We start from the raw sequence: 17,076 nt of genomic DNA, 5'->3' as shown, positions 1-17,076 counted from the left end.
GTGAAATTTCTAGTTTTTTTGGCGTTATTTTTTGGACTTTCTTATACGCTTTTAGCGGCACACTATCTTAGCTTTGATCATAAAGCAAAGCAAGATGAGCTAAGAGAAATTTCTAAGATAACAAGAGCAAATGCTGCTTTTAGTTTTAATCAAAAGGGGCAAAAAGGCTTTGTCTATGATAGGTAAAAATTTTATAAACTACGCCGTGGTTCTGCTTTTTAAAGATAGAAAGGATCACCTTTTTAGCTTTTGCCTCTTTGCACTCATTATCTTTGTGCTAAGCTCGGTACTTTTCATCTCTGGATCGATCCAACATGATCTTATAAATTTAGTAAAAGATAGATCCAGTATCGTAGTGAGCGCATTTCGTGCTGGCAAAAATGATCTCATGCACCCTGGCTATATCTATGACATCTCGAAGATTGATGGCGTAAGTGATGTAAGGGGTGTAGTTGATGGAGAGTACTACTTCGTTCAAAAGCGTGTTTGGTTTCATCTATATGAAGATGATAGCTTAAAAGAAGATGAGATGATCGTCGGAGAAGGTGTAAAGGCAGCTATGAATGAGCTTTACTACGATGAGAGCTTTAATTTTCTAACTGAAGAGCGCATGATACCAGTAAAGATATTAAAGACCATGCCGGCACAAAGTGGCTTAATCACAAATAACGCTATATTTTTGCATCCAAATACGCTAAGGGCTATCTTAAATTTAAAAGATGAAGAGTTTACGAAGCTCTACGTTGAGGTGCCAAACACAGATGAGATCAGTGAAGTAGCTTTAAAGATAGAGAATTTATATCCAAATTCTTTTGCTCTTAGTATAGAAGATGAGGTGGCTAAAGTTAGGCACCTTTACTATTATAAAGGTGGAATTTTTATGAGCATTTACGTTAGCGTTATGCTTATATTCTTTGTCTTGCTTAAAAACCAAATTTCACTCGCTTATGGTAGTAAGAAGCGCGAAATAGCTATTTTAAGGAGCATTGGTTTTTGTATAAAAGACATTATATTTTTAAAATTTATACAAAATTTCATCGTTAGTGTTAGTGCTTTTTTACTCGGTATTATGCTGGCTTATTTCTTTGTTTTTGTATTAAACGCCCCACTTTTAAAAGGGATATTTTTAGGTGATGAGCTTTTAAATTTTACAAATTTCACGCCTATTTTAGAGTTTGATAAGCTCTTTTTGATCTTTGTTTTTGGCGTGATACCATTTTTAGCATTTGTGCTCATACCTTCATGGAGAGTAGCAAGTAGTGACATAAATGAGGGGCTAAAATGATAAATATAAGAGGTGTTAGCCTAGTTTATAACCAAAACAAACAAAATGAGTTTTGTGCTTTAAAAAATATAAATTTAGATATTAATGACGGCGAGCTAGTAATACTAAAAGGCATTAGTGGAAGCGGTAAAAGCACCCTACTTTCTCTTATTGCCCTACTTCAAAAGCCAACTAGTGGAGAAATTTTGATAGATGGCACTAACATTGCAAAGCTACCTGATGCCTTTTGCTCCGAGTTTAGACACAAAAGGCTTGGATTAGTTTTTCAAAATTTTAACCTCATCGAGGGACTAAGTGTATATGAAAATTTACTAGCTCCATTTGCTCTAACAAATTTCAAGGCAAATGTGCGAGATGAGATGATAAGAAAGGCTCTTGAGCTTGCAAATATCGCTCATAAAAAAGATGAGAACGTATCAAATTTAAGTGGTGGCGAGCGTCAAAGATGTGCGGTAGCTAGGGCTTTATCTATGGATGCTAACATCATCTTGGCTGATGAGCCAACGGCAAATTTAGACAGACAAAACGCACGTGCATTTTTAGGCTTGCTAGAGTCTTTTAAAGCTCTAAAAAAGAGTATTATTGTCGCTACTCACGATAGTATTTTTGATGAGCTAAGTGCAACAGATAGGGTTGTTTCTTTACAAAACGGAGAGATAGTATGAGTGTCTTTTTATCAAACGCCGTTATTGCCTTTTTATTAGCGGAGTTTGTACTGTTAGTTTTGATGAGTATTTCGCTCTTTTACGTCGTTAGGATCGTGAGGTCGTGGGACTACAACGCACTAACATCGCTTCAATACTCGCTTGAAAAACAAAACTATCTTGTAAATACGATCTTGCTTTTTTGCGTCTGTATCAAGATCGTATTGTTTATATTCTTTGCACTTTGCCTAAATGAACTCTCTGACATCGTACCTGGTGCCATGTGTTCAGCTGGCGTGATCGGCTCAAATAAATTTGGCGGCATCCTGATGCTCACTAAAATTTTGCTGATCTTTGGACTTGGTATTTGGTTGGTTATAAATAAGCTTGACTTGCAGGCTCTAAATTTCCCTTATTTAAAGAAAAAATACGCCATTTTTATCTGCCTTTTTGTCATGATATTAGTCGAACTTGGTATAGAAATTTCGTTTTTTTACAATATCCCACTAAAAGTGCCGGTCTTTTGCTGTTCTGTTACTTTTCAAGCTCCAAAGCTACCATTTGGCTATACAAATTTTGGCTTAGTGAGTGCATTTTATGTGCTCTTTTTTGTCATTTTGGTGCTAAATTTTTTAAAGCAAAGTATGGCGAGCTTTGTGGCAAATTTGTTGTTTTTGGTGCTTAGCTACTATGCCATTACCTACTTTTTTGGCCTTTATGTTTATGAGCAGCCAAATCACAAATGCCCATACTGCATGCTAAAAGGTGACTATTTTTATATTGGCTACCTCATCTGGGGCAGTTTGTTTCTCGGTGTATTTTACGGCCTTATGCCATATCTTGTTGAGATTATCACAAAGACAAACTACTCACACAAGCTTAAATTTTCATCTATCTGGCTAAGTGTTTGCGTGCTGATCTGCGCGCTTTATGTCCTAAAATATTATTTGTTAAGAGGATTTTTATTTTGATAAAACAAATTTTTTCTTTGTGTTTGTTAGCTCTAGTCTTAGCCGTACTTGCCTATAATGCCGATATAAGTGATGATAAAATTTTGGTTTTAAATAACGGCAAATCAGAGCCGATCGAAGAGCTAACACCAAATAAATATATATGTTATGAGAGTAGGACACTCATCGCTGATAATAACGATACAGCCCAAGCTATCATGCCAAATGGCAATATCTACTTCTTTAACGATATTACAAATTCTTTTATATGGTATATGGCAGAAAAAGATAAAGAAAAGATAAAGCTATATGTATACACAAAGGATACAAACCGCTATATCCTAGCACAAGACGCTTGGTACTCAAGGGTTGACATCACACCGATGGGATATGGCATAGGGGCATATGAGTTTCACTTGTATGGCATATGTGATAACTATTTTAAAGAGGTTTTGCTTTACGCAGCACGTGGAGAAACGTTGCTAAATCCATACATAAATATCCTACTTTCAGAAAATAAGATATAAATTTGTAGGGCTCTAAATTTAGTAGAGCTCGTTTGGTCGATTTTAGTATTAAAGGTTTTTTCGTTTAGCTTTTATAGGTATAACATCCTTTTTAATCTTCTAAATCACAACAATTATCATTAGCTCATCCGTTACAAATTTTTAATTGTTCAGCTACTATTGATCACTATTTGTTTTTTTGGTAGATTTTCAAAACAATTTATCTATCATCCAAATAGACTTTTGTGGTTTTGGTGAGTGTTTGTAGTAGAAATATGTTTAGCTTGCCTCTCTTTATTAGAGAAGGCAAACTAAAATATTAGTATCTAACGTTATTAACTTTTAAAAAGTCTCTTAGGTCTTCGTATTCGCTATTTTCGAAGTAGCGCCATTTGCCAGGCTTTAGCATATCAAGGCTAACACGCCCAAAACTAACACGTTTTAGATCCATCACTTCAAGGTCAAAGCAGCCAAAGAAACGGCGTAGCTCTCTGTTTTGACCCTCGTTGATGATGACCTTTAGTTTTGTGTAGCCACCGCTTGAGCCAAAGACTTTGTAAGCTAGAAATGGCTTAAATTCCATTGATTTTATAGTGGTTTTTGCGTGAGCGCCTTTGGTGGCGTCCTTGGCGAAAAAGCCATTTGTCATCGCCTCAATTACCTCTTTTGTCACTTCGCCTTTTACTTTTAGATAGTATTCGCGCTCTAAGTCGCTATTCATCAAAGCTGTGGCGATCGCTGGGGCGTCAGTTAGTAAAAGTAGACCTTCGCTCGCATAATCTAAGCGCCCTACGCTAACAAATTTTGCAAATTTCTTATCTAATGTGTCGTAGATCGTCTTTCGTCCGCGGTCATCTTTTTTACTAACAAGCTCACCCTTTTGTTTATGATAGACGATAACAGTAAATTCTTTTTTTAGCTTTATCAAACGGCCGTTTATACGCACTTTATCATCTTCATCCACGCTTGTGGCAAGGTCGCTAACCACTCGTCCTGCTATGCTAACCTTACCAGCTTTTATCAGCTCATCTGCCTCACGGCGTGAGTAGTTTGTGTTATGTGAAATAAATTTATTTAGTCTTGTTTTTTCCATTTTATAGTCCTAAATTTGCAAGGTCATGGATGTGTAAAACGCCCACGGGCACGCCATTTTCTACAACGGCTAGAAGCTGAATTTTATACTTTTCTATTAAAGCTAACGCATCCACGGCTAACATTTCCTTATCGTTTATCTTTTTTGGATGTAAAGTGGCATATTTCATAGCTGGCTCATTTAGATCAAAGTCTTCTCTCATAAGCGCACGTCTAAGATCACCGTCGCTTAAAATAGCATCTAACACACCATCTTTATCGACGATTAGGACTGTGCCAAGTTTACCGTGTGTCATAGTATCGATTGCTTTTTCTAGACTCGCATTCCAGCGAACTATCGGTAAATTTTCACTTCTCATCACATCTTTGACCTTTAAAAATAGCCTCTTGCCAAGGCTACCACCTGGATGAAAATTTGCAAAGTCCTCTTTTTTAAAGCCTCGCTTTTGCATTAAACAAACAGCTAACGCATCGCCAAGAGCTAACGTTAGCGTGGTTGATGCTGTTGGAGCGGCATTTAGTGGGCACGCCTCTTTCTCTACGTCAATGCCAATAAATGCATCGCTAAATTTACCAAGCGAGCTTGTTTTGCTCCTTGCCATTGCGACGATCTTTACGCCAAAGCGCTTTACGTGAGGTAAAATTTTGATAAGCTCATCGCTTTCGCCACTAAAGCTAATGGCTAACAAAACATCATCCTTTTCTATCATGCCAAGGTCGCCATGCATAGCCTCTGTTGGGTGTAAGAAAAAGCTTGGTGTGCCGGTGCTTGCAAGCGTGGCAGCGATCTTTGCGCCTACGTGACCGCTCTTGCCTACGCCTGTGACTATGACCTTGCCTTTTGTATTAAATATCAAATTTACAGCATCTTCTATCTCTAAGTTTTTAGCATGTCTTAAAAGCTCGTTTGCTTCTATCTTTAAAACTTCGGCTGCGATTTGGTTGATTGTTTGCATAAATTTCCCTTACATTAGATAGATAATTGGCACGATAGTTGGGTACTTTTTGACCTTTCTAAAGATATGCTTTCTGATCACTTGACGCACTTGTGACTCGAGCAGTCTGCCATCTTTTAAAAGCTCCTCTTTGACGTTGCTTAAAAACTGCGTCAAAATTTCTTGCATCTCTTTGCTAAACTCCGCATCTTGTTTATTGCCCACAAGGCCGTAGCTAATGACGCGAGGCTTGTTTATAAGTTTTGCACCATGACGTGAAATTTGAGCGATTATCATGACGACACCTGCTTCGGCAAGATTTTGTCTATCGATGACGACATCGTCTGAGATTTGTTTATTTATTTGATTGTCTATGAAGACTTTGCCGGTTTTTACCGTTTTTACACGTTTTAAGTATTTTTGACAGATCTCCATTTGATCGCCATCGCTCATTAGATAGATGTTTCTCTCATCCACACCACAGCTAATGGCCGTCTCTTTGTGCTTTGCGATGTGGTTGTATTCGCCATGCACCGGTAAGAAAAATTTTGGTTTTATAAGACGTAGCATCAGCTTTTGCTCTTCTTGTGCCGCGTGACCGCTGACGTGGATCTCGCTAAAGTCTTGATAAGCGACGCTTGCGCCTGATTTTATTAGGAAATTTAATACAGTTGAGATGCTGCTTTCATTGCCAGGGATCGCCTTTGAGCTGATGATGATCTGATCGGTTGGCTTTATTTTGATGTATTTGTGTTCATCAGTAGCCATTCGGTAGAGTGCGCTCATAGTCTCACCCTGAGAGCCTGTGGTAACGATCAGCACTTCGTTATCTTTAAATTTGCCAACCTCGTTTGCATCGATAAAAATTTTCTTATCAAGTTTGATGTAGCCAAGCTCCATTGCAGTATATAAATTTCTCTCCATTGATCTACCGATGACACAGACTTTGCGGTTGTATTTTAGCCCCCACTCGATCGCCTGATAAACGCGGTGGATGTTGGAGCTAAACGTACTCATTATCACGCGTCCTTTGGCCTTTGAGAAAATCGCATCAAAGGTCTTGCCAACACTACTTTCGCTTTTAGTAAAGCCCTCTCTGTAGCTGTTCGTACTATCGCTCATTAGACATAATACGCCTCTTTCGCCGTAGTATGCTAGTCTGCCAAGGTCAGTTGGATAGCCGTCGATCGGCGTATGGTCGATCTTAAAGTCGCCCGTATGGATGATGGTGCCCGCCTTTGTCGTGATCGCAAGTGCGGAGGCGTCGATGATGGAGTGAGTGATATGTATCCACTCGACCTCAAAGTCGCCTATTAGATATGGCTTTCTTTTCTCGACAGAGCGGAAAAGTGAGCGCTCCTGCTTTAAGCCGTGCTCTTCAAATTTGTTATTTATCATACCAAGTGGCAAAGGCGTGGCGTAAATCGGAAATTTAAACTCTTTGTAAAAATATGGTACTGCACCGATATGATCTTCGTGCGCGTGAGTGATTATGACACCTTTTATTTTATCTTTTATTTTGCGAACGTAGTCAAAGTCAGGGATTAGTATATCCACGCCGTGCATGCTCTCGCTTGGAAAGCTCATTCCGATATCAACGATGATGGCGCTAGTTTCGGTTTCAAAGATAGTCATATTTCCGCCGATCTCGCCAAGACCACCAAGTGGAGTTATGCGAATTTTATGCTCACTTGAGTTTAGATACTTCATCGGCTCCAGACGAAGCTCGTGAACGGCCTTGTTTGCCACCATTGCACTTGCGATATCTTGCTGCCATTGTTCATTGCCGTTTAGTTTAGCTGGTAAATTTTTCTTTGGCTTTTTAGCCTTTTTTGGCTTTTCTTTTTGTTCTTGTGTTTTGGTTTTTGTTTCTTGCGATTCTTGTTTTTGCTCTTTTGGCTTATTGTTTTCGCCATTTTTATTTTGATTTTTGTTATTTCTTGGCTTTTTTGGGCGAGAATTTTGGCTCTTTAGCTCGGCGTGCGTTTCAGTTTCAGCTTGCTCTACTGCAAAGAAATTATCTATCACGCTTTTGCTTGCTAGTGAGGTTTGCTCGGTAGTTTCGCCCTCTTGTTTTGGTTTATTTTTTGGTCTAAATCTTCGTCTTTTGTTGTTTTTGCTTTGGTTAGTTACAACTTTCTCTTCGTTTTTGTCGTTCATTATCTTCCTTTAATCTTTCAAATACTTTTAGATAAGAATCGACATCTAGCTCGTGCGGACGTAAATTTTGAGCTAAGCCTAGGTCTTCAAAAATTTCTTCTAACGCATTTTTGTCAAAATTTGTAGATAAATTTTTCAAAAGCGTCTTTCTTGGAGAAGCAAACGCAGCTTTTAAAAATACTTTAAAAGCTGCGTATTGTTTTGCATCTTTGAAAATCCCGTCTTTGCCAAAAATATTTTTTGTTTTTTGTAGTTTGATGACTGAGGATGTGACCTTTGGAGGTGGATTAAAAAGCTTTGCATCCACGTCAAACAAGAGCTCACATCTGCCCTGGAGTGAAGCGAGGATCGATAAAGCGCTAAATTCTTTATCCTTGCTCTTTGCACTAAATTTAAGAGCAACCTCTTTTTGTATCATCACGATAAGTCCAAGGCATTTTTCGTCATCTATCGCATTTAGTATCATCTTCGTAGCAACGTAATAGGGTAAATTTGCGACCAAAAAGTAGTTCTTGCTACTTAGTCCGCCCTCTTGCTGCCACTGCTCTAAAGCATCTTTACAAAAAAGTTTTAATTGTCCATTTTGGATCTCATTTGCAAATTTGGCCTTTAAAATTTGAAATAGCTCACAATCTATCTCAAAACAGGTTGTCTTATAAATTTGCAAAAGTCTAAATGTCAAATCACCTAAGCCAGGCCCAATCTCAACGATGTTTGCTACATCATTGGGTATCGCTTGGATGATCTTATCTAGTGTCGCTTTGTCCTGTAAAAAATTCTGTCCAAAGTGCTTTTTTGCCTTTATCATAGCCGCGATATTAGCCAAAAATTACTTATACAATGATTACAAGTTTAGTTTAATCATATATAAAATGGACTATAATCACTAAATAACAACAAAATAAGGCACAAATTTGAGTAAGGCAAACACCTTAAAATACTTTTTATTATCACAATATTTAGAGCCAAAAACCTTAGACGAGCCAAAAAAGACAAATACCAAATTTAAAAAATCAATAGATCTTGACATCGCAAATTTCGATGAGAAATTTCTACAAATTTTAAGGGCATTTGACAGGTCGCTTTTAAAAAATGGTATAGAAATTTCAATTTATGGTGGCATTTTTGAAACTGACCTGCTTGCTCTTTTTATCTCAAAGATGGCAAATGTGAAATTTGAAAAAGAGCAAATTTTAGAGGAACTGCGCTCTGAGCAAACGAGCTTTGATAAGGCGTTTTGCTATAAATTTAAGCTTACTGGTGATTTGGTATTTTGCAAAGATGATCAAAATTTTGCTTTAAAAGATGTAAATTTAGATGATGATTTAACTTTATTTTTTACACCAAACTCATCTGATGATCTTTTCATCTCAACAGCTCCTTGGGCAATAGCTCGCCTAGATTATCTAAAAGAGATAAGCCAAAGTGATTTTAGCAAAGAGTGTGAGCGCATCAAGGATAAAATTTCTATCCACAAAGAGAAAATGAGGCTTAGCGACTATGTAAAAGTAGTCCATGAGGAGCTAAAAAGCTCGCTAAAGACGCCATTTTGCAAAGATGTGATCAGGCTTGAGATAAGGATAGTTGATTCAAATTTCAAAGAGAACGATACCCTTTTAAATAGCTTTTTTATAGATGATATAAATTTACTCATCAAATTTTATGAGTCAGGCAGGACGCACAAGCTAACGGATCAGTTGTTAGACGAGGGCAGTGAGAATAAATTTGAGAGACTTGACGTTAGAGATGAGCTAAACCAAAGGGCGGTTAGGGACTTTTTTAGGGCTGAGCGTTACCCAAGATCGGCCTTTGCAAGTGATTACGCTTTAAATTTCTCGCAGCAAATGGCGTTAAACAATATCATGGAGAAATTTAAAGAAGGAAGTGGTGGGATTTATAGTGTAAATGGCGCTCCAGGCACTGGAAAGACGACGCTTTTAAAGGATGTGATGGCTGAGGTCGTGACGCTTAGGGCGATGAAGCTCGCGCAAATGAGTAGACATGATATCTTTGAGCCAGTTCGAGATAGTAGCGATAAGGTGCTTTATTTCACTCTAAATAAAGAACTTCAGGGCTATGAGATGGTTGTTAGCTCTTGTAATAACGGTGCGGTTGAAATTTTAAGTAAAGAGCTTAGCCAACTAAAAAGCATCGGTAGTTACGCAGGCGAGATTGATTATTTTAAATTTATAGCTACAAGGCTTCTCTCGGCTGATGAAAAGACAAATTTTGGAGAAAAATCTTTTATCTCAAAACCTGCATGGGGGCTTTTTTGCATACCTCTTGGCTCAAAGCAAAATAAGTCAAATTTTGTTTTTAACGCGATTAATGGCGTAAAGATCGAAAAAACGCATAGTCAGTTTGAAGATATTTCAAAAGAATTTAAAGAATTTATAGAACAAGATGGCTTTTTAATGGGGCTTGGCAAATACTTGGCTACTGGAGAAGGAGTTGATGATTTTGATGCGGCAAAGGAGAAATTTAATCAAGCCCTACACGAAGTAAATCTACTTTTTAGTGAGATCAGGATCAAAGAAGAGGAGCTAAAAAGTATAAATAGCGAGCTTATAAATATCGATAAAAGACTTGATAACTATAATTCAGCAAAGCAAATAGGCGAGCTCTTAAGGCCACTAATAGATGAACTAGATTTGAGCAAAAATGAGCTAGAGCAAAAGGTGGCTGAAGCTAACGAGCTAACAAAGCTTATTGGTCAAAATGAAATTTTACAAGAGTATCTAAGTGCGCCTATAAAGCCATCATTTTTTATTTTCCAGCAAATTTTAAGGACGCAAGCTTTTGAAAAATATAACAATGAAGTGCAAAAAGTTAGTGAAATAAATCACCAAATAGCTGAGCAAAATTTGAAAGCAAGCAAGCAAAATAGTGAAAATAAAGAGAAGAGTGAAGTAAAATTAAACGAACTAAAAGCTCAAATAACTCAGCTTGAAGAGAAAATTTTAGAGCTTAATACCAAGATAGACCATTTCAACAAGCTTAATAATGACTTTATTAGACGTCAAAAATTAATTGGCAGAAGTGAAGAGCTTGATAGCTTTTTAAATGGTAGTTTTAATCAGAGTAATGAAGAAATACAAAAGAGTATGCCATTTATGATGGAGCATGGCCTTGATGAGAAATCCCACAAGACGAAGCTTTTTAAGGCAAGAATCAAGCTTTTTAAAGAAGCGCTTAATCTGCATAAAGCCACTATCTTTGCTTGCAAAGAAGCTGTTAGAACAAATTTACGAGCTCTTAGTGTTATATTTAATGATGAAAAAATGGCTGAGAAAAACGGGCTTGAGACTAGAGATAGACGTGAAATAATAAAAGGATTGTTTCTACTAACGCCAGTTGTTAGTTCTACTTTCGCATCTTTTAATAATACCTTTAAAGAGCTACTAAATGGTGATATAGGCTTGCTCTTAATAGATGAGGCAGGGCAGGCAAATTTAACTAACGCATTAGGTGCACTGCTTCGTTCAAACATGGCTGTGGTGGTTGGTGATCCACTTCAACTTGAGCCCGTTGTAACATTGCCACCAGCTTTAAATAACGCCATTTTACGCTACTGCGATGCAAAGGATGAGTTTAATCTACTAAAATCATCAGTTCAACTTCGAGCCGATAAAGTACAAAATATTGGTACATATATAAAAGGAGAGGGTAAATCCATTTGGGTTGGTTCGCCACTTATCGTTCATAGAAGGTGCGCCAACCCTATGTTTAAAATTTCAAACGAAACAACATATGATGATATGATGATACTTGGCAGAAGTAGTGAAAGTAAACTTAGTGATCCTAATATCAAAACAGAATGGATTGATGTTAGTAGTGATGAATGGATAGGTAATTATAATAAAGCTGAAGGCATGATCGTTAAAGAGCTTTTAGATGGTAAGCTAGCCAAGCTAAAAGGTAGTGTTAAAATAATAACACCTTTTAAAGATGTTTGTAAAAATTTAAAAGGGGCTGGTACTATTCACACCATGCAAGGTAAAGAAGCTGATGTTGTTATCTTTGTTCTTGGTGGTGCCACAAAAGGTGCTAGAGCATGGGCTGCTAGTACGCCAAATTTACTAAATGTAGCACTAACAAGAGCGAAAGAGGTTGTTTATATAGTTGGTAACCGAGAAAATTGGTCTAATTTGCCATATTTTGAGGTAGCAGCTAGAAAAATAGATAAAGGACAGATTTGAATCATTTTGCAAAACGTATAATCCCATGCCTTGATGTAAAAGATGGCAGAGTTGTAAAAGGTGTAAATTTCGTAGGACTTGTCGATGCTGGAGATCCTGTCGAAATAGCTAAAAGATACAATGACGAGGGCGCTGATGAGCTTTGCTTTTTAGATATCACTGCCTCTCATCTTGGGCGTGATACGATAGTTGATGTCGTAAAAAAGGTTGCAAGTAAGCTTTTTATCCCACTAACAGTTGGTGGCGGTATACGCACGTTAGATGATATATCACGCCTTTTAAATGCTGGCTGCGATAAAGTAAGCTTAAATTCATCAGCCATACAAGATCCAAATTTGATTGATGAGGCAGCTAAGAAATTTGGCTCGCAATGTGTCGTAATTGCGATCGATGCTAAAAAGATTGAAAATGGTTATAGTGTTTTTATAAATGGTGGCAGGATCGATACCAAAAAAGATGCCTTTTCTTGGGCGAAAGAGGTCGAGTCGCGTGGAGCAGGGGAGATATTGCTAACCTCTATGGACAATGACGGCGTCAAACAAGGCTTTAACCTTGAGCTAACAAGAATATTTAGTACGCTTTCTATACCAACTATCGCAAGTGGTGGTGCAGGTAAGATGGAGCACTTTAAAGAGGCTTTTGAAGCTGGGGCTGATGCGTGTTTAGCTGCTTCGATATTTCACTTTGGCGAAATCGAGATAAAAAAGCTAAAAGAGTATCTCAAGGCAAATGGTATTGAGGTTAGGTTCTGATGTTAGTTATCTCTGCTGGAAAAAATGAAATTTTTGACTTTGCTTTACCAATGGGTGTGGGGCTAGTTGATATGGCGATAAATTTGACAAAATTTTTGCAGAAACGAGCATGTATTGTGGTAGATGAAAAGGGTATAAATTTAAAAAATATCGATCCGCACTATCTTGCAAAGATTGAAGTTAAATTTGCAAACTCATCAAATCCAGAGCTACAAAATCTAAGCCAAAATTTGACAAAAAATCCCGAGCGAAATTTATACCAGATGCCAGAAAAGATAGTTTTTGTTGGCTCGGCAGGTTTATATAAAGATGGTGAAATTTTACAAATATACGAAAGCTCGGTTGGGGTAAATATTGAAATTTCTAGCATAGAAAATAGATCTTACTCGCCTATCGAGTGTGAAATTTCTTCTATCGTTTCACGTGGAACTATCAAAACAAATTCATCAAATTTCATAACTACAGACAAAAATTTGGCTCATAAGATGTTTGAAAAGGGTTATTTTTTAGAAAATATGGAGTTTTTTTCTGTTCTAAAAGTGGCTCAAATTTTTAAAATTCCAGCTTATGGAATTTTTGTAGCGACAAATTTTTGTGATGAAAATGCACATGCTGATTTTATAAAAAATCACTCTACAGCCAAAGAGCTACTAACAAAATATGTAAAGGAAAATATGTGATAAATTTGCTTGATCTTAGTATTGATGAGCTAAAAGAGTTAGTTTCTCCACCATTTAGAGCAACACAAATCTACGAGTGGATATATAAAAAAAATGCAACCGAATTTAGCCAAATGCTAAATTTACCTAAAGATATGCGTCAAGATCTGGCTGAAAAATTTTATATCGATCCTTTAAAATGTGTAAAATTTGAGCAAAGTAGTGATGGTTCGATCAAGTATCTTTTTGAACTAAAAGATTGGCTAAAGATAGAGAGTGTCTTACTCCCGATGAAAGAAGAGATTAGTGATGAGAATGGAAAGATCAGTCGCCATGCTCGCTATACGGTTTGTGTTAGTTCGCAGGTTGGCTGTAAAATGGGATGTGCTTTTTGTCTAACAGCAAAGGGCGGGCTTGTTAGAAATTTGACTGCAGGCGAGATTGTGGGGCAAATTTTATGGATAAAAAGAGAAAATAAAATACCTTATGAAAGACGTATAAATGTCGTTTATATGGGTATGGGTGAGCCACTTGATAACCTTACTAACGTTAGTAAAGCGATCAAAATTTTAGCTCTAAATGAGGGTCTGGCCATATCGCCACGCCGTCAAACCGTTTCAACTAGTGGTCTTGGTAGCCAGATAAAAAAGCTTGGCGAGATGGATCTTGGTGTGTTATTGGCCATATCGCTTCATGCTGTTACTAATGAGCTTAGAAGCCGCCTAATGCCGATAAATAAGGCATATAATATCGAGGCTGTTATGGATGCTGTTAGGGGATTTCCTATCGATATGCGAAAGCGTGTAATGTTTGAATACCTCGTTATCAAGGATTTAAACGATAGCGTGAGTGATGCTAAAAAGTTGGTAAAACTACTTCATGGCATAAAAGCGAAGGTAAATCTTATATATTTTAACCCACATGAAGGTAGCGAATTTGGACGACCTGAGCTTACCAGCATGCTAAGATTTCAAGAATATCTAAGGGATCATGGCGTTACTTGCACGATCAGACAGAGCAAAGGGCTTGATATAAGTGCGGCTTGCGGACAATTAAAACAACGCAATGAAAATGCAAAATTTAAAGCTATTTCCAGCGATAAAAATTTAAAAACACATTCGCTTGAAAATAATAGTAAAGCCAGTGTGAGTTAGAATGAGTGCACTTGATATAGCCGAAATAGTCTTTGTTGCTGTTGTGGTTTTACTTGGACTAGGGCTTATTTTAAAAGTTTTAAAAGATGAAAAAGATAGGCATAAATTCTAAGCCTTAACATCAAGATAAAGCCTAGCTCTCATAAAGAAATAAAATGGAGCATTAATTGCATAAACTACAAAATTATCATTATGGTATTTAAAAGTGATAAACTTTGGCAAAACGTAGGTAAAGGTTTATGAGAAATAGAAATTTATTAAAAAAATTTTGGACTAAAGTAAACTCTCTTTTGCAAATCTATAAAACTCGTTTTCAGCGTCAAATTTGCTTTTTATATTATAAAAAATTTCATCAAATTTAAAAGAAATCTCGTCCGAGTGAAGCAAGAGCCTTTTTGCTCCAGTTAAATTTATCCGTTCACGCTCGCTCATCTCTTTATCTAAAATTTTCTCGATCTGCGGACGTGACAAACCATAAAGTGGTTCGCCAAGTATCTTGTGTTTCACATGAAACAAATGTAACCGAATTTGATGTTGTCTGCCAGTGAGTGGAATAGCCCGAACCAAAGTCGTATTGATATCGTCAAAATATCTGATCGGCAAAATTTTAGTCAAAGCACTCTTACCGTTTTCGCAAATTTGCATTCGCATTTTTACATCGTCGTAGTTGTTTGCTAGATCCATTTTGGCATCGATCGTAAATTCTCGTTCGATCTTGCCTTGTACCATCGCGACGTAGCTTTTAAAAACCTCTCTGTCTTCAAAAATTTTCTTTAGTCTAATCGTAGAATTTCTGTCTTTTCCAACGACTATCACGCCACTCGTCTCAAAGTCTAGCCTATGTGCCACGCTCGCATCTCGTCCAAAAAGCGTGTAAATTTCATCATTTAGTGAGTATTCACAGTGTCTACCATTTGGATGGCTCAGCACCCCGCTTGGCTTGTCAAATACAGCAAAGCTTTCGCACTCAAAGATCGGCTTAAGTCCCTTTGGCTCAGCCTCATAGTCGATCAAAAAAATATCGCCACTCAAAATGGCATTTTTCTCACTCACGACACTGCCGCCACATATCAGCCTACCTTTATCTATTAGTCGTTGCGCCTCTCTCATACTAAAGCCAGTTTTCATTAAAATTTCATACGCTTTTTGTTTGTTTGCAGTGGCAATAAATTTATTTACGTATGGCAAGGTAATCCTTTTAAAAACGAGTGAGCTATCTTAAGCACAAATTTATAAGTATATAACCGACATTTCAGCACGGATTTTATATAATCCAAACTTAAATTTTATAAAATTATACGATGTGATTTTTGGCTTTCAAGGCTAAAATTTACTTTTATGATAAAGAAAAACTAATACAAAAAGGTTCAACAATGGTCGAAAGATACTCACGCAAAGAGATGGCTGATAAGTGGAGTATGCAAGCAAAATACGACGCTTGGCTCAAGGTAGAAAAAGCTGCTGTTAAAGCTTGGAATAAGCTTGGCTTCATAAGTGATGGCGATTGCGAGAAAATTTGCAAAAACGCTAAATTTGAAGTGGCTCGTATCGATGAGATAGAAAAGACGACAAAGCACGACGTCATCGCATTTTTAACAAGCGTCAGCGAGAGCCTTGGTGAGGAGAGCAGGTTCGTGCACTACGGCATGACCTCAAGCGACTGCATCGACACAGCTGTCGCCCTTCAGATGAAAGAGAGCCTAGAGCTCATCATCAGCGACGTAGAGGAGTTTATGCAGGCAGTCAAAGACAGAGCAAACGAGCACAAGCACACGCTCATGGTTGGCAGAAGCCACGGCATCCACGGCGAACCGATAACCTTTGGCCTTGTACTTGCCATCTGGTATGACGAGATCGCAAGGGCGCTAAAGCTTATCAAAGACGCAAAAGATACGATCAGCTATGGCAAACTCTCAGGCGCTATGGGAAATTTAGCCCACGCTCCGATGGAATTTGAAGAGCTAACATGCGAAGAGCTTGTCCTAAAAGCTGCCCCAGCGTCAAATCAAGTGATCCAGCGCGACCGCTATGCCCATGTGGTAAGCGCCATCGCAGTTCTAGCCTCTACTTGTGAGAAGATCGCAGTTGCCATTAGACACTACCAAAGGACCGAGGTTTATGAGGCAGAGGAGTACTTTAGCCCAGGACAAAAGGGCTCAAGCGCGATGCCACACAAACGCAATCCAGTCCTTAGCGAAAATATCACCGGCCTTTGCAGGGTGCTACGCTCATACGTCACGCCAGCGCTAGAAAATGTCGCCCTTTGGCACGAGCGCGATATCAGCCACAGCTCGGTTGAGAGATTTATCCTGCCAGATATGTTTATCACGGCTGATTTTATGCTGGTTCGCATCAAAAATTTGATAGCAAATTTAGTCGTCTATCCAGAAAATATGATGAAAAATTTAAATTTAACAGGCGGACTAGTCTTTTCACAGCGTGTACTTTTGCAGCTGCCACAGCGTGGAATTTCTAGAGAGGATGCCTACAAGATCGTTCAGCGCAATGCTATGAAGGTCTGGGCAGACTTGCAAGAGGGCAAAAAAGCGATCGACGAGCAAGGCCACAGCCTATTTTTGCAAAATTTGCTAAACGACGAGGACCTAACTAAGAGCCTTAGCAAAGATGAGATTAAAGAGTGCTTTGACTACAACTACTACACCAAAAACGTAGACAGAATTTTTAAGAGAGTGTTTGGACAATGATTAAGTGTAGATATGATACATTTTTAAACTTATTG

15 protein-coding genes are annotated in these 17,076 nt (G+C 37.9%); 10 read left to right on the top strand and 5 right to left on the bottom strand.

Features of this window, described 5'->3' with window-relative positions:
• The 5 genes from MTT30_RS08215 to MTT30_RS08195 are packed head-to-tail and all read left to right on the top strand — an operon-like array spanning position 1 to position 3,406.
• Positions 1–186, top strand: coding sequence for a hypothetical protein (locus MTT30_RS08215; protein ID WP_054197437.1), 186 nt, complete (start codon positions 1–3; stop codon positions 184–186).
• Positions 176–1,285 (top strand): ABC transporter permease, encoded by a 1,110-nt coding sequence (locus MTT30_RS08210; protein ID WP_429801605.1) that lies wholly within the window; start codon positions 176–178, stop codon positions 1,283–1,285. The genes MTT30_RS08215 and MTT30_RS08210 overlap by 11 nt, the downstream gene beginning before the upstream one ends.
• Positions 1,282–1,950, top strand: coding sequence for an ABC transporter ATP-binding protein (locus tag MTT30_RS08205; RefSeq protein ID WP_429801604.1), 669 nt, complete (start codon positions 1,282–1,284; stop codon positions 1,948–1,950). Before MTT30_RS08210 ends, MTT30_RS08205 begins: the two co-directional genes overlap by 4 nt.
• A complete protein-coding gene (locus tag MTT30_RS08200; RefSeq protein WP_429801603.1) occupies positions 1,947–2,900 on the top strand; it encodes a hypothetical protein in 954 nt (317 codons plus the stop codon). Before MTT30_RS08205 ends, MTT30_RS08200 begins: the two co-directional genes overlap by 4 nt.
• Positions 2,897–3,406, top strand: coding sequence for a hypothetical protein (locus MTT30_RS08195; RefSeq protein WP_103649230.1), 510 nt, complete (start codon positions 2,897–2,899; stop codon positions 3,404–3,406). Before MTT30_RS08200 ends, MTT30_RS08195 begins: the two co-directional genes overlap by 4 nt.
• 298 nt (positions 3,407–3,704) lie before the next feature.
• Here MTT30_RS08195 and MTT30_RS08190 read toward each other — a convergent pair whose 3' ends face one another.
• From MTT30_RS08190 to rsmA, 4 genes are read right to left on the bottom strand one after another with little or no spacing between them, the layout of a single operon-like run.
• Positions 3,705–4,478: a pseudouridine synthase gene (locus tag MTT30_RS08190; protein WP_103568648.1), complete on the bottom strand. Its 774-nt coding sequence runs from the start codon at positions 4,476–4,478 to the stop codon at positions 3,705–3,707.
• A 1-nt stretch (position 4,479) separates the two neighbouring features.
• Positions 4,480–5,433 carry a KpsF/GutQ family sugar-phosphate isomerase gene (locus tag MTT30_RS08185; RefSeq protein WP_429801602.1) on the bottom strand — a complete coding sequence of 318 codons (954 nt, stop codon included), beginning with the start codon at positions 5,431–5,433 and terminating at the stop codon, positions 4,480–4,482.
• 9 nt (positions 5,434–5,442) lie between these two features.
• Complete coding sequence (locus MTT30_RS08180) at positions 5,443–7,572, bottom strand: ribonuclease J (RefSeq protein ID WP_429801601.1); 2,130 nt, start codon at positions 7,570–7,572, stop codon at positions 5,443–5,445.
• The gene (gene rsmA, locus MTT30_RS08175) at positions 7,538–8,380 is read right to left on the bottom strand and encodes a 16S rRNA (adenine(1518)-N(6)/adenine(1519)-N(6))-dimethyltransferase RsmA (protein ID WP_429801825.1); all 843 of its coding nucleotides are present in this window, start codon (positions 8,378–8,380) and stop codon (positions 7,538–7,540) included. Before rsmA ends, MTT30_RS08180 begins: the two co-directional genes overlap by 35 nt.
• 106 nt (positions 8,381–8,486) lie before the next feature.
• Here rsmA and MTT30_RS08170 point away from each other — a divergent pair, with 106 nt between their 5' ends.
• From MTT30_RS08170 to rlmN, 4 genes are read left to right on the top strand one after another with little or no spacing between them, the layout of a single operon-like run.
• Positions 8,487–11,771 carry a DEAD/DEAH box helicase gene (locus MTT30_RS08170; protein WP_429801600.1) on the top strand — a complete coding sequence of 1,095 codons (3,285 nt, stop codon included), beginning with the start codon at positions 8,487–8,489 and terminating at the stop codon, positions 11,769–11,771.
• Entirely contained in the window at positions 11,768–12,523 is a 756-nt protein-coding gene (gene hisF / locus MTT30_RS08165) for an imidazole glycerol phosphate synthase subunit HisF (RefSeq protein WP_429801599.1), read from the top strand. The genes MTT30_RS08170 and hisF overlap by 4 nt, the downstream gene beginning before the upstream one ends.
• On the top strand, positions 12,523–13,203 hold the full coding sequence (locus tag MTT30_RS08160; RefSeq protein ID WP_429801598.1) for a purine-nucleoside phosphorylase: 681 nt from the start codon (positions 12,523–12,525) through the stop codon (positions 13,201–13,203). Before hisF ends, MTT30_RS08160 begins: the two co-directional genes overlap by 1 nt.
• The gene (rlmN, locus tag MTT30_RS08155; protein WP_429801597.1) at positions 13,200–14,336 is read left to right on the top strand and encodes a 23S rRNA (adenine(2503)-C(2))-methyltransferase RlmN; all 1,137 of its coding nucleotides are present in this window, start codon (positions 13,200–13,202) and stop codon (positions 14,334–14,336) included. The genes MTT30_RS08160 and rlmN overlap by 4 nt, the downstream gene beginning before the upstream one ends.
• Before the next feature lie 273 nt (positions 14,337–14,609).
• On the opposite strand, the gene MTT30_RS08150 is transcribed toward rlmN, so the two are convergent.
• Complete coding sequence (locus tag MTT30_RS08150) at positions 14,610–15,524, bottom strand: pseudouridine synthase family protein (RefSeq protein WP_429801596.1); 915 nt, start codon at positions 15,522–15,524, stop codon at positions 14,610–14,612.
• A 185-nt stretch (positions 15,525–15,709) separates the two neighbouring features.
• On the opposite strand from MTT30_RS08150, the gene purB reads away from it, so the two are divergent.
• Positions 15,710–17,041 carry an adenylosuccinate lyase gene (purB, locus tag MTT30_RS08145; protein WP_429801595.1) on the top strand — a complete coding sequence of 444 codons (1,332 nt, stop codon included), beginning with the start codon at positions 15,710–15,712 and terminating at the stop codon, positions 17,039–17,041.
• Positions 17,042–17,076 lie beyond the last annotated feature (35 nt).

The sequence above is a fragment of the Campylobacter concisus genome (assembly GCF_050447445.1).
GTDB lineage: Bacteria > Campylobacterota > Campylobacteria > Campylobacterales > Campylobacteraceae > Campylobacter_A > Campylobacter_A concisus_BI.
This window is presented reverse-complemented; position numbering and strand designations above follow the sequence as displayed.